General features: G+C 51.7%; 14 protein-coding genes. 11 read left to right on the top strand and 3 right to left on the bottom strand.

From position 1 onward, the window contains the following. The first annotated feature begins 231 nt into the window (after nt 1-231). Nucleotides 232-2,427, top strand: a complete 2,196-nt coding sequence (locus HMPREF3050_RS09395) for a TonB-dependent siderophore receptor (RefSeq protein WP_070774616.1) — start codon at nt 232-234, stop codon at nt 2,425-2,427. Nucleotides 2,428-2,521: 94 nt separating this feature from the next. On the opposite strand, the gene HMPREF3050_RS09390 is transcribed toward HMPREF3050_RS09395, so the two are convergent. Continuing rightward, on the bottom strand, nt 2,522-3,340 hold the full coding sequence (locus HMPREF3050_RS09390) for a DNA ligase (protein ID WP_141758430.1): 819 nt from the start codon (nt 3,338-3,340) through the stop codon (nt 2,522-2,524). 134 nt (nt 3,341-3,474) lie between these two features. Between HMPREF3050_RS09390 and HMPREF3050_RS09385 the strand changes: the two genes are divergently transcribed. The 6 genes from HMPREF3050_RS09385 (at nt 3,475) to HMPREF3050_RS09360 (ending at nt 8,249) form a co-directional block, all read left to right on the top strand. Further along, nucleotides 3,475-4,107 carry an MBL fold metallo-hydrolase gene (locus HMPREF3050_RS09385; protein ID WP_040667935.1) on the top strand — a complete coding sequence of 211 codons (633 nt, stop codon included), beginning with the start codon at nt 3,475-3,477 and terminating at the stop codon, nt 4,105-4,107. 107 nt (nt 4,108-4,214) lie between these two features. Continuing rightward, nucleotides 4,215-4,637, top strand: coding sequence for an NTF2 fold immunity protein (locus tag HMPREF3050_RS09380; protein ID WP_070774614.1), 423 nt, complete (start codon nt 4,215-4,217; stop codon nt 4,635-4,637). Between the two features lie 173 nt (nt 4,638-4,810). After that, complete coding sequence (locus tag HMPREF3050_RS09375; RefSeq protein WP_070774612.1) at nt 4,811-5,233, top strand: NTF2 fold immunity protein; 423 nt, start codon at nt 4,811-4,813, stop codon at nt 5,231-5,233. A 274-nt stretch (nt 5,234-5,507) separates the two neighbouring features. Next, nucleotides 5,508-7,277, top strand: coding sequence for an acyl-CoA dehydrogenase family protein (locus HMPREF3050_RS09370; RefSeq protein ID WP_070774610.1), 1,770 nt, complete (start codon nt 5,508-5,510; stop codon nt 7,275-7,277). Between the two features lie 215 nt (nt 7,278-7,492). Next, entirely contained in the window at nt 7,493-7,813 is a 321-nt protein-coding gene (locus HMPREF3050_RS09365; RefSeq protein WP_070774608.1) for a hypothetical protein, read from the top strand. A gap of 94 nt (nt 7,814-7,907) precedes the next feature. Next, a complete protein-coding gene (locus HMPREF3050_RS09360; protein WP_070774606.1) occupies nt 7,908-8,249 on the top strand; it encodes a CopG family antitoxin in 342 nt (113 codons plus the stop codon). A 114-nt stretch (nt 8,250-8,363) separates the two neighbouring features. Here the strand turns inward: HMPREF3050_RS09360 and HMPREF3050_RS09355 are convergent, their stop codons facing one another. Both HMPREF3050_RS09355 and bioH read right to left on the bottom strand, forming a co-directional pair. After that, entirely contained in the window at nt 8,364-9,152 is a 789-nt protein-coding gene (locus HMPREF3050_RS09355; protein WP_070774604.1) for a class I SAM-dependent methyltransferase, read from the bottom strand. Nucleotides 9,153-9,495: 343 nt separating this feature from the next. After that, a complete protein-coding gene (bioH, locus tag HMPREF3050_RS09350) occupies nt 9,496-10,242 on the bottom strand; it encodes a pimeloyl-ACP methyl ester esterase BioH (RefSeq protein WP_070774617.1) in 747 nt (248 codons plus the stop codon). Here bioH and HMPREF3050_RS09345 point away from each other — a divergent pair. The 4 genes from HMPREF3050_RS09345 (at nt 10,241) to HMPREF3050_RS09330 (ending at nt 12,973) form a co-directional block, all read left to right on the top strand. Then, complete coding sequence (locus tag HMPREF3050_RS09345) at nt 10,241-10,993, top strand: ComF family protein (RefSeq protein ID WP_094113378.1); 753 nt, start codon at nt 10,241-10,243, stop codon at nt 10,991-10,993. The two genes, bioH and HMPREF3050_RS09345, sit on opposite strands and share 2 nt — an antisense overlap. A 63-nt stretch (nt 10,994-11,056) precedes the next feature. Then, nucleotides 11,057-11,521 (top strand): tRNA (uridine(34)/cytosine(34)/5-carboxymethylaminomethyluridine(34)-2'-O)-methyltransferase TrmL, encoded by a 465-nt coding sequence (trmL, locus tag HMPREF3050_RS09340; RefSeq protein ID WP_070774600.1) that lies wholly within the window; start codon nt 11,057-11,059, stop codon nt 11,519-11,521. Between the two features lie 150 nt (nt 11,522-11,671). Further along, nucleotides 11,672-12,397 carry a septal ring lytic transglycosylase RlpA family protein gene (locus HMPREF3050_RS09335; RefSeq protein WP_003767781.1) on the top strand — a complete coding sequence of 242 codons (726 nt, stop codon included), beginning with the start codon at nt 11,672-11,674 and terminating at the stop codon, nt 12,395-12,397. Between the two features lie 243 nt (nt 12,398-12,640). Then, a complete protein-coding gene (locus HMPREF3050_RS09330; protein WP_003779677.1) occupies nt 12,641-12,973 on the top strand; it encodes a zinc ribbon domain-containing protein YjdM in 333 nt (110 codons plus the stop codon). Nucleotides 12,974-13,237: the final 264 nt, after the last annotated feature.

The following is a 13,237-nucleotide window of genomic DNA, read 5'->3' as shown; positions in this document are numbered from 1 at the left end:
CTTTTGTCGGATACAAGTATCCGACCTACGGCTGACTAGCCATCAGCCGTCATTCCCGCCTGCCCACAAACAGGGGCAACGATGCGGGTATGATGATACGGATATTTTCTCTTTCAATTCATCATAGAATAATGATTCTCAACCATTATTTTTTCATTAGAACTCATATCACTATCTTTGTATTCTCATGTAAAATAACGCCTTTTTACAAATCGAAAAACCTAAAAGGATATGGAAATAATGTTTCGCTTCACGCCTCTCGCGCTGGCTTTGTTTGCCGTCGGCACCCAAGCCTATGCCGTCGACGATACCGCTGCTCAGGCGGTGCAGATAAAAGAATTAGATACGGTTCAAGTCCGAGGTCGCCGTTTGGTGATGGAGACGGGTTACAAGGCAGAGCGGTCGGACATCACCGGCGTGAACACCTCCATCCTAGATACACCTTACAGTATTGATACGGTAACGAACCAACAGCTTGAGGACAAGCAGCCACATATGTTGGAAGATGCACTGGTAGGCATCAGCGGCCTGCATCAGGGCAACAACATGGCGGGGACGCTGGATGCGGTTGTGAAGCGTGGCTACGGTGGCAACCGCGACCATTCTGTAATGCGCAACGGTGTGGAATCGACCCAATCACGCAGTTTCACGGCAACCGCCGAGCGCGTGGAAGTGTTAAAAGGGCCGGCATCTGTACTATACGGTGTGCAAGACCCCGGCGGCGTCATCAATATTGTTGCTAAAAAACCGCTTTATAAAGCGGAAAACAGCATCAGCGCGACAGTCGGCAACCACAATATGCGCCAAGTCGGTCTGGACACGACCGGTCCCATAGGCAACAGCGGCTTTGCTTACCGCTTCATCGCCGACTATCTAGGTAAAGAGCATTGGCGCGAACACGGTTCGGAACACAGCAAGTTCCGCCAAAACGTCCTTGCCCCATCGATTTCTTGGCAGAACGACCGCACCAAGTTTTTAGCTGCATACGAATACCAAAACTATTCCGTCCCCTTTGACCGGGGTACCTACCTGGATCTGAGCCCCAAAAACAAAGATTCCGTCAGCTACGGCAAGCCTATCGACATTCCGGTGCGCCGCCGCTTAGACGAGCCGTTCAATATCTCCAAGGGAGACGCACACAACCTGCAAATCAGCGGCGAACACAAACTCAACAATAATTGGACCGTCAAAGGCGTGTACGGTTACAGCCGCAACCTCTACAACGACTGGCAGGCGCGCATCATGTCTTACAACGCCGCTACCCGCCAAGTTGTCCGCCGCGTGGACGGTACGCGCCCCGCCAAACACGAAGGGCAAAACCTGCAATTCTCGCTCAACGGCCTGGTTGACCAAAACGAAAACATTACCCACAAACTGCGCTTCGCCGTCCAAGCCCAAGACAACACTTTGTCCTTCGGCGATATGTACCGAAGCAAAAATATCCCGGGCTTCTCCATCGACAACCCGCAATACGTCGGCGACAGCCTGATCGCTTCCTCCGGCACCAAGCCCAACGCCAAAGACAGCGGCCAATACGAGCGCATGAAAACCGCCGCGATTTTGGTGCAGGACAACGCTTATATCGGCGACAAATGGATATTGTCCGCCGGTCTGCGCGGACAATACTACCGCAGCATTTCCGGCAAAGGCTACGGGGTAAACCGTTTCCGCAACTACAGCGAAGGCTTCAAACTGCTGCCGCAAATCGGTGCTGTCTATCTGTTGCGCCCCGACTGGTCGATTTATGCCAATTATGCCCAATCTCTCAACCCCAATGCGGCCCGAGGTACCGATTTCAAAGGCAAAGAGCTGCCGCCCGAAACTTCGCGTTCGTATGAAGTCGGCACCAAATACAATGGCAAGTTGCTCAGTGCCAACCTCGCCCTGTTCCACATTACCAAACGCAACATCATCGGCACTGTGGACGACGAAACCCGCGTAACCGGCAAAAACCGCGCTTACGGTGCCGAAATCGATGTCAACGGCAAAATCACCGACAAGCTCGGCATTTCTGCCAACTACACCTATACCGACACCAAAATCCTCGAAAACGCCTCCAATCCCGCCGTTGTTGGACAGGCTTTTGACAGTGTGCCCGAACACGAAGCCGGCCTGACCTTGACCTACGATTTCGGCAAAGCCCTGGGCGGCAACTGGCGTGTCGGTGCAGGAGCGCGCTATATCGGCTCATGGGGTGTGGGCGACACACGCGGCAACTGGTTCACCCTGCCGTCCGCTACGGTCTATAACGTCTTCGCGACCTACGACACCAAAGTCGGCAAACTGCCCCTGACCGTCCGCCTCACCGGTAAAAACCTCGGCAACAAAGTGCATTACATCTCCAGCACCGGCTCAAACAGCACTATGCCCTTCCTCTCCATCGGCGAACCGCGCACTGTTACCCTCGGCGCGAAGCTGAGTTTCTAAACAGCCGTACAAAGCAATACCCAAACGATGGCAATGAAAAGGTCGTCTGAAAACCCGAAAATCCGGTTTCAGACGACCTTTCGACCATCGGCTTTTACCTGTCCGTCCTGACCCGCACAAACGTGGCAAATTTTGGTGTGCCTTTTTGTGTGAAGCCGCGGTAGCGGTATGTGATGACCGCGCCGATTTTGGGTGGGTTGTCGCGGTCTTTGTCTTTGAAGCCGCTGCCGATGCGGAATTCGCCGTGTTGGTTTTTGCAGCCGACCGCGCCCAGCCGTCCGGCGTTGCGCCCTTTGCCTTCATAATGCCGCGTTACCGTGCATTCGTCGTCGTATTGGCTTTTCAGCTTCAATAATTGGCTGCTCCTGCCGCCGCTGTAACGCGATTCGGGTTGGCGCAGCATCACGCCTTCGCCGCCCTGCGCTTCGATTTGTTTCAAAAAATCCATCGCGTGCTGCCGGTCGCGGACTTTGGTTTGCGGGATGATGGTGATGGGCGCGTTCGGATGCGTTTTCAGCCATTGCGTTGCGACGGCGAGGCGTTGGTAGAGATTGCCCTGAGCTTTGGGTACGTCGAAAACGTGCAGGCGGATGCCGCGCCAATCGCCGGAAGACGAGCGCACGGCGGCGGAAATCTGTTCAAACTGTCCGCGTCCGCTATACAGCTCTCCATCGAGCGGATAGGGCGGGAACTGCGCGGTAAAGCCTTTGGGCGGCGTAAACGCGTAGCCCTGCCTGCTGACCAATTGCCGCCCGTCCCAATACGCGCGCACGCCGTCGAGCTTCTCGCTCATCGCCCAGCCTGCAATGTCTTGGTCTTTGTATTCCTGCGCCAGCATCAAATCCGCGCCGAGCGCCGTTTGGATGAAAAAAGCGGCAAAAATCGGTATCATGCCCTGCATTGAAGTTCTCATAAATGTTCCAATAATGTGAGTGATTATTTCAAATATAATAATGATACCGCATAAACAGAACGAAGGTCGTCTGAAAACATCGTTTCAACGAAGTTCAAGCCCCCGTCCAACCACTACCCAAGGAATCCCGCCTCATGGCACTTCAAGCCGAAATCATTGCCGTTACCCCCTTCCGCCAAAACTGCACCCTCTTGTGGGATGACGAAACCCGCGAAGCCGTCCTGACCGATGTCGGCGGCGACGTTCCCTACCTGCTGCAAGAGCTGGACGCGAAAAACCTCACCCTGACCGCCATTTGGCTGACCCACGGACACCTCGACCATGCCGGCGGCGTGGTGGAATTGCGGGAACACCGCCCCGTCCCCGTCATCGGCCCTCATGCAGACGACGGTTTCCTGCTGCAAGCCCTGCCCGAAACGACCGCCCAATACGGCTTTCCCGTTTCCCCCGCATTCGAGCCGACCCGCTGGCTGACCGAAGGCGAAACGCTCAAGGTCGGCAGCCACGCCTTCCAAGTCCTGCACATCCCCGGCCACACGCCCGGCCACGTCGTTTTCTACTGCGCCGAAGCAGGGCTGCTTATTGCAGGCGACGTATTGTTTTACGAAACCATAGGCAGAACCGACTTCCCGCGCGGCAACCACGCCGACCTCATCCATAATATCCGCACCAAACTGTTCGTCCTGCCCGAAGATACCCGCGTCATCGCGGGACACGGCAGAATGACCGACATCGGGCATGAAAAACGGCACAATCCGTTTTTTTAAATCCTGAAAGCGAAAGGTCGTCTGAAACACGGATAAGCGTTTCAGACGACCTTTTTATAGAGAATGAGTAAAATGCAATTTAGAACACTTTAAAGGAAATTCGTCATATGAAAACCGCGCATGAAACATTAGCTGAGTTCATTCAACAAATGAAAGATTATGAATTGTATTGGGGGGAGCTTACTCAAAAAAGTTTGGATGAAGGTACTTTTTTTGAAGTTGATGAAGATGAAAACAGTAAAAAACAATCTGATGAAATCAAAAAAATACATCACCAATTTTTATCTAAAAAAGCTTTATCTTTAAGGCAAGCTAGACAAGAAGCGCCTTCTTTTCAAATGCCACCAGAATATGACGAAACTATTACGTCTGAACGGAAAATCAGTGATAAAAAATATGAAATAGATGTGTTGGATTATAGAGGGAAAAAGAAAACCTATACGCTGGTTTTGGAAGACGGAGAGTGGAAAATCGATCAAATGGGTTTTATGTATTGCGATAAATGGAAGAAGTCCCGCCAATTGTTTTGAAGAAACGATAACTTGTCATCGGTTAGCTTAAGAATCAATACCTTGATAAAGTTGGTTGAAGGGCTGATTCCCGGAAAATTTGTTTTCTTAAAAAGGTCGTCTGAAAAGTCCAAAATCTTTTTATAGGGAATGAGTAAAATGCAATTTAGAACACTTCAAAGGAAATTCGTAATATGAAAACCGCGCATGAAACATTAGCTGAATTCATTCAACTAATGAAAGATTTTGAACTGTATTGGGGAGAAATTCTTCAAAATTATATAGATGAGGATAATTTTGAGGAGTTCTATTCAGAAGAAAATAAAGTTAAGCTTTCAGAGGGAATTAAAAGCATACAACATAAATTTTTATCAAAAAGGGCGCTGTCATTGAAACAGTCTCGACTGGAGGCTTTAACTTTTCGAATGCCACCAGAATATAACGAAACTATTACGTCTGAACGGAAAATCAGTGATAAAAAATATGAAATAGATGTGTTGGATTATAGAGGGAAAAAGAAAACCTATACGCTGGTTTTGGAAGACGGAGAGTGGAAAATCGATCAAATGGGTTTTATGTATTGCGATAAATGGAAGAAGTCCCGCCAATTGTTTTGAAGAAACGATAACTTGTTGTCAGTAAATGGAGGTCGTCTGAAAAGCCCGAAATCTTTTTCAGACGACCTTTGACGACTTTGACCGCGCTCAAACCTGCTACGCTCCGACCATGCTGCCCGATATGAAATAATTTATTTAAAAATAAAAGGATAGCCTTTTATTTTGCCCGAGGTCGTCTGAAAGTCTGCGCTTTGCAAACCTGTGGTTTAGGATTAGTATAACTATACCAATTTATCCCAAATCCATTTCAAATCATTCACTTCGGAGAGATTCCATGAGCTACACGGCCCCTGTAAACGAATTGCGTTTCGGCATCCGCGTGCACGGCAGGTTGGACGAAATCCTGCAACTGCCCCATGCGGAAGGTTTGGACGCGGAAACGGTGGATGCGGTACTGGACGAAGCGGCGCGGTTTGCGTCGGAGCAATGGGCGGACACCAACCGCACCGGCGACCTCTACGGCGCGGGTTTTTCAGACGACCTGATCACCACCCATCCGGATTTGGCGCGTGCCTACTATGATTTCTGCGAAGCGGGCTGGGCGGGTTTGCGCGCGCCGGCGGAGTTTGGCGGACAGGGGCTGCCGGCGGTTGTGTCGGCGGCGTGTGAAGAGATGTGGTGCGCCGCCAACCTCGCCCTGTCGCTGATGCCGATGCTGACGCTGGGTGCGGTGGACGCGCTGTTCAAACACGGCAGCGAGGAGCAGAAACAGACCTATCTGCCGAAAATGTGCAGCGGCGAATGGGCGGGAACGATGAATTTGAGCGAACCGCAGGCGGGTTCGGATTTGAACCATATCGCCACCCGCGCCGTGCCGAAAGAAAACGGCGCGTATGCCCTGAGCGGTCAGAAAATCTTCATCACTTGGGGCGATCAGGAAATGACGGAAAACATCGTCCATCTGGTGCTCGCGCGCCTGCCCAATGCCGCGCTGGGCGTGCAGGGCGTGTCGATGTTTATCGTGCCGAAATATTTGGTGAACGCAGACGGCAGCTTGGGCGGACGCAACGGCGTGCGCGCCATCGGCATCGAACACAAGCTCGGCATACACGCCAGCCCGACCTGCACGATGGAGTTCGACAACGCCGAAGGCTATCTGGTCGGCAGGGCGGGCAAGGGTTTGGCGTATATGTTTACCATGATGAAAACCGCGCGGCTGAACGTCGGCATCGAAGGACACGCCGTCGCCGAACGCGCCTACCAAAACGCGCTCGCCTATGCCAAAGAACGCGTGCAGGGACGCGACGAGGCGGACGGTTCAGACGACGTAGCGATTATCCGCCATCCCGACGTGCGCCGTATGTTGTTGATACAAAAGGCAACGCTCGCCGCCCAACGCGCCCTCTATCTGCGCGCCGCCGCCCTGACCGATTTTGCCGCCGCTTGCCCCGACAACGTATTGCGCAAAGAGGCGGAGCGCGAACTGGATTTCCTGATTCCCATCGTCAAAGCCTGGCCGACCGACAACGGCGTCGTCCTGACCAACCTCGCCGTCCAGATTTACGGCGGCGCGGGCTACGTCGAAGAAAGCGGCGTGGCGCAATACCTGCGCGACGTGCGGATTACGCCGATTTACGAAGGCACCAACGGCATACAGGCAGCCGATTTGGCAGGGCGCAAAACCACCGGCAAAAACGGCGCGCTGCCCTTGAAGCTGCTCGCCGAAGGCAAAGATCTGGCGGACAAACTCGCCGCCGCCGAACCCGCCTCCGCGCAGCAACTGGCGCAAGCCATTGAAACGGCGGAACAAAGTATCGCCCGCATGGTCGGATACGCCGACCGTCCCGCCCTCGCCGCCGCCGCGTCCAACGCCTACCTGCAACAAATGGGGCTGACGCTCGGCGCCATCGGACTCGCCCGCGCCTACCTTGCCGCCGAATCCGCCCAAACGGAAGACGCCGACGGCTTCGGCAGCGGTTTCTACGCCGCGCAGCAACACAACGCCCGCGTCTATTGCGCCCACGTCCTGCCACAGGTTTACGCCTGCGCCGCGCAGATTGAAAACGCGCAGGCGTTGTTGAATGTGCCGTTAGAGCTTTATTGACGGATACGGGTTTGAAAAGAGGTCGTCTGAAAACATGCTACAGCGGGTCTAAATAAATTTAGATAATCGCTAGTAACAGGGTTATTGACATCACTCTTTTTTGTATATACAATAGTAAATACTAAAAACAAAGATGAGAGGTATAGATAGAACTAGAGATAGTTCCCAATATATTAAATAGTAGCTTTTAGAAATTTTTCATAAGGCTTTAAAATATGTTAATTATTTCTACAAAAATTGAACTAAAGCTTGCAACAAAGCATGATGTAAATAGAGAAGAAGTTGAACAATGTATCTCTAATTTAGATGAAAATGATCGACTTTTTGAAGATGATAGAGAGGGAAATCAAACTATCCCACCAACCTTTTGGTTTATTTCTGAAACTGATAATGGTCGTAAATTAAAAGTTGTAGTAGTCCCTAAAAATGGGGATTTATATTTAAAAACAGCATATGAGGCAAATAATGCTGAACTGAAATTGTATGCTAGACTAAATAATCAGTTTATGAAAAATGACTACGAGTTAGAAGTGTAAGATTTTTATTTAAATTCTTCTGAATCTAATGCTGAGATTTACTACTCCTTCTAACAATAGTACGGATTATGGATCCCATATATAGGAATTAGCTATGAATAATATTGATGAAATCTATGCCAACGTTGAGAAATGGGAAAATGGCGAATTAGGTAATTCTGAAAAACATGCAAAAGTTTCAACTTTTACTGTTGCAGATTTACAAAAATCCATTGAGCTACAGGCAATTTCATTAAGAATCAATAAGGACTTATTAATTGATTTGAAAGAATTAGCTAAAATGTATGGCATTGGATATCAGCCATTGATAAAACAAATTTTGAGAAGATTTGTTGATGCTGAAAAACGTAGACTGGCAAATGAATATCTTTCTGAATTAAATGCAATGCATGAGGAAAATAAGCCTATTGATAAATCAAAACGTAAGGTGGGTTGATAATTAATTACTAGAATCCATCCAAGCAAGAAATACAAAAAGGTCATCTGAAAACATCTAACGAATGGCGTTAAAACGTTTTCAGACGACCTTTCATTCATTCCGCCAACCCGTTCAGCCTTTCGGATAAAACCGCACCACGTTTTCTCCTTCGGGCAGCGTCAGTTTCTTCACGGCATGGCCGTACACGGTTTCGAGTGTGACGGTCAGACCGCCTTCGGTTTCAAAAATCTTATCCACAAACGCTTCAGCTGCTTGGGCGTCGCTGAATTTCAAGGCGTGCCACAAGCCCAAGGTTTCCATGTCCTGCCGGAACGTCGCCGCCTTGCGGTAGCTCAATTCGAGCTTGGCGGTATCGGTCACGGGGTCGTAGAAACCGTTGTCGGCAAGCATGTCGCCGAGGTCGTGCATATCGATTAAGGTCGGCGTTTCACACGCTATCCCCGAGCTTTTCAGACGACCTGTCAGCTCGGTCAGGCTGTCGCGGCCGAAATGGGTGAAGAATAATAAACCGTCTGTTTTCAAAGCATTTGCCCAATTTTTCAGGACGGGCAGGATTTCGTCCGCGCGGGGCAGGCTGAGGTTCGCCCACAACATATCGGCACAGGCTTCGGGCAGCGGGGCGGTCAGGGCTTGGCAGTGTTGCGGGACGGTTTTGCCGGTAAGTTTTTGCCAAAACCCGCTTTTGCGCGCCGCTGAGGCAGTTTGGAGAAAGTCGGCGCGCGGGTCGTATTCTTCAAATACCGCATTCGGATAACGCGCGGCAAGCAGGCTGCGGCTGATGTCCGCGTCCGCACCGACCAGCAGGATGCGCTTGGGCGCGTTGCGGACGATTTGCAGCCGTTCGTCGGTGTCTTGGGCGAGATGGCGGTGGATTTGCCAGCGTTTGTCTTGGGGGTTCATGTTTCAGACGACCTTTTTCTTCTTTTTTGAAGGGTGGGTTTGCGTGCCGCCATTTAGGGGCGGTATGGATTTCTTTTAATTTCAATTGACTATATTAAAAAACAGTAACCGTTGCACTCGGTTACCTGCTTCCTCTTTTGTCCGGCGGGAGGGGATGGCTCTATTTTATTCCGTACATCCAAAACCACCCCCATCCTAACCTTCCCCCGCCGGACGGGGGAAGGGATAAGGCTGTCGTTGCGGTAGCGTGGCGTCGTTCCCGCCGACGGATTTCACACTCTGAAGCCTCGTCATTCTTTAAGTTTTGGGTTCACGCCTGAACGGAAACAGCGGCACAAGGTTTTCAGACGACCTTCTCGACAAAGCTGCGGTAGCGTTCGGCAAATTCGTCGGCGTGGCTTAAAAACGGGGCGTGTGCCGCTTTTTCCATCAATACCAATTCGCTGTCCGCCAGATGGCGGTTGAGGTATTCGCCCATGCGCGGCGGGGTGATGGCGTCTTTTTGTCCAAACACTAAAAGCGACGGGGTTTGGATGCTTGAAAGCAGGGGGCGGGCATCGGCTTGGTTGACGGCGTCCAGCGCGGCTTGCAGGGCGGGTGGTGCGCCGTGGCGGGAGAGGTCGGGCAGGATATTGCCGATGATTTCGGCGGCGTTTGGTGTGTGCAGCAACTGTAATTGTAGAAACTGTTTGATATGTTTGGCATAATCCTGCCGGAACGCGCCGACCATCTTGCCCAAAGCGGGATTGGACAGCCCTTCGGGGTAGTCCGCGTCGGCGGTCAGGCGGGCGAAACTTGCGGTCAGGCAGAGCGAGCGGACTTTGTCGGGGCGGCGTGCGGCGAGATGGAGCGCGACCAGGCCGCCGAGCGACCAGCCGAGGATGTGGGCGGGCGCGTCGATTTCTTCGGCGAAGGCTTCGGCAATTGCGGCGATGTTGAAGTTTTCGGCAAAAGGCGCGTCGCCGTGTCCGGGCAAATCGAGGGCGCGGATGTCCCAATCGGCAGGCAGTCGAGGGATGAGGTCGTCGAAGACGTGGCGGTTCGCTGCCCAGCCGTGTATCAGATAAACTTTTTTGGCGGAGTGCGGCATGGCTGTTTTCTCTATGGATGTGTTTTCTTGGTGGCGCAATGCGGGATGGTGGCACAAAAGCCGTTGCGTATTATGCCACGCCTTGGTTTCAGCGTGCGAAACCCGGCCGTATGGCGGTTTTTGCGGCGGCTGCGCGGCGGACTTGGAAGAGTTTTTTACGGATGCGGCAAACAGTTGTCCCTTGTGTTTCCACACTATACAGGGCGGGGCGGTGTGCGGAGGCTGTCAGAAGAAGCCGCCGGCATTTGAGCGGATGTGGGCTTCGCTGTATTATGAGCCGCCCGTCAGCAGTATGATACGCGCGTTGAAGCATTTGGCAGACCTCGGCATGAGCCGTCCGCTGGCGGAACTGATGCGCCGCCATGCGCCCGACTGGCTGGAAACGGAGCATTTCGATTTTGTGCTGCCCGTGCCGTTGAGTAAAGAAAGGCGGCTGCACCGCGGCTTCAACCAAAGCGAGGAATTGGCGGATATTCTGTCTGAACATTACGGCTGGACGCTGCTGCCGAGGCAGACGGTTTTCAGACGACATCGCGAGCCGCAAAGTACGCTGAAAAGTGCAGACAGGGTTCGCAATATAAAAAATGCTTTTGAAATCAATGGTCATATCCCGAAAAACTGTAATATTTTGTTAATCGACGATGTGTTCACCACCGGCTCGACGCTGAACGAATTGGCGCGGACGCTGAAAAAATCAGGCGCAGGCAAGATTTTTTGCTGGAGTTTGGCGCGTCCGCCAATGAAAAAATAGCTAAAGTTTTTGACACCTGCGGAACATTTCGGCATTATGCCCCTCTATAAGTGATTGATTTATATGTTTACCATAGTTTTGTACCAACCCGAAATCCCGCCCAATACGGGCAATATCATCCGATTGTGCGCCAACACCGGAGCCGATTTGCATCTGGTCAAGCCGCTCGGTTTTCCGCTGGATTCGGCAAAAATGAAACGCGCAGGTTTGGATTATCACGAGTTTGCAAAACTGACGGTACACGAGAATTTCGAAGATTGTCTCAAAGCCTTGGAAGGCCGCCACATTTTCGCGCTGACCACCAAAGGCAAAACCCGTCCCGACGAAGTTTCCTTTGTTGAGGGCGATGTCTTTTTGTTCGGTCCCGAGACACGCGGCTTGCCCGCCGAAATCCTCGACACCCTGCCCCAAGGGCAAAAGCTGCGCCTGCCCATGAAGCCCGGCAGCCGGAGCATGAATCTTTCCAACACCGTCGCCGTGATTCTGTTTGAAGCATGGCGGCAAAACGGTTACGCAGGCGGTGTATAACATCCGCTGGGGAGTCTCCCTGAGCCGTTTGACAAAAACCAAGACGATACTGTCCAACAACAGCTTGGTTTTTGTCAAACCGCCGATACGTCGTCTGAAACCGCCTGGGAGCCATCCCGCCGCGTTATCAACTCAAGAACGGACTACGTTTTGACTTTATCTAAAACTACCCTTTTCTCCACCCTGACTGCCGTTGCAATCAGCATCCTTTCCATTCATTCCGCCTCAGCCGACTCCATTGTCCGCGCCGAGAAGCTGAGTTCCTCCGCCAACCGCAGCTACAAAGTCGCCGGCAAACGCTACACGCCGATGACCAAAGTATCCAACTTCAGCCAAACCGGCAACGCCTCATGGTACGGCAGCCAGTTCCACGGTCGTAAAACCTCCAGTGGCGAGCGTTACAATATGAACGCCCTGACCGCCGCCCACAAAACCCTCCCCATTCCCAGCTATGCCCGTGTGACCAATACCAAAAACGGTAAAAGCGTCATCGTCCGCGTCAATGACCGCGGTCCTTTCCACGGCAACCGCGTGATCGACGTGTCTAAAGCCGCCGCCCAACAATTAGGTTTCATCAACCAAGGCACGGCACATGTTAAAGTCGAACAAATCGTACCGGGTCAAAGCACCCAAGTTTATGATGGAAAAGACATTTTCGTAGATTTGAAATCCTTCGGTACCGAGCGCGAAGCGCAAGCCTATATGAACCAGGCGGCGAGAAACCTTTCCGCCGGCATGATGAGCCCGAGAGTTTCCCTGGAGAAACGCGACTACGAATACGTCGTCAAAATGGGTCCGTTCACCTCGCAAGAGCGTGCCGCCGAAGCCGAAGCCAAAGCCCGCGGTCTGATTCAGGCAGCTTCGCTGTCCCTCTAAGCCGCATCCGTGTTTTCAGACGACCTGTTGCAAGACAGGTCGTTTTGTATTGAAGCTAGGTATAAAGCTGTCGTATCCTTGCCTCCTTTCCCTTATATAGTGGATTAAAATTGCAATGATACGGTGTTGCCAACGCCCTTATGTACTACCCGTACACGGCGGGCGTTGCCGCCTTGTCTCATTTTTATTTTTTTATTTTAATCCACTATAATTCCCCGCTTCTCAACCAAAGGAATCCCCACCATGTCCCTCCCACCTTGCCCGCAATGCCAATCCGAATACACCTACGAAGACGGCAGCCAATACATCTGTCCCGAATGCGCGTTTGAATGGACGGAAAACGATGGCGAAGCCGCCGAAGAAACCATGAGCGTCAAAGATGCCAACGGCGCCGTGTTGCAAGACGGCGACACCGTTGTCCTGATTAAAGACCTCAAAGTCAAAGGCAGCTCCATGGTCATCAAGCAAGGAACCAAGGTAAAAGGCATACGTCTGCAAGAAGGCGACCACAATATCGGTTGCAAAATCGACGGCAGCGCGATGAATTTGAAATCAGAGTTTGTCAAAAAAGCATGATGTTGGTATAATAATCGTTGGTGGGTCGCTAGGCCGACCTGAAAACCGTTTGTAAAGCTACTTGTCTCCGTAAGGGTTGCTTTCAAACGGTTTTCGCCTTTTTCGACAGGGATAGGCGTTGCACCAATTGACGGCAGCGCTATTTCGTCCGCCACATCAAACAAAGGTCGTCTGAAACCTGTTTTCCGGTTTCAGACGACCTTTTTCATGGTTCGGCAAAATGGCTGTGTCGAATATAGTGGATTAAATTTAAATCAGGACAAG

The organism is Neisseria sp. HMSC065D04 (genome assembly GCF_001815675.1).
Classification (GTDB): domain Bacteria; phylum Pseudomonadota; class Gammaproteobacteria; order Burkholderiales; family Neisseriaceae; genus Neisseria.
The sequence above is the reverse complement of the archived record's forward strand: the minus strand, read 5'-3'. Positions and strand labels throughout refer to the sequence as shown.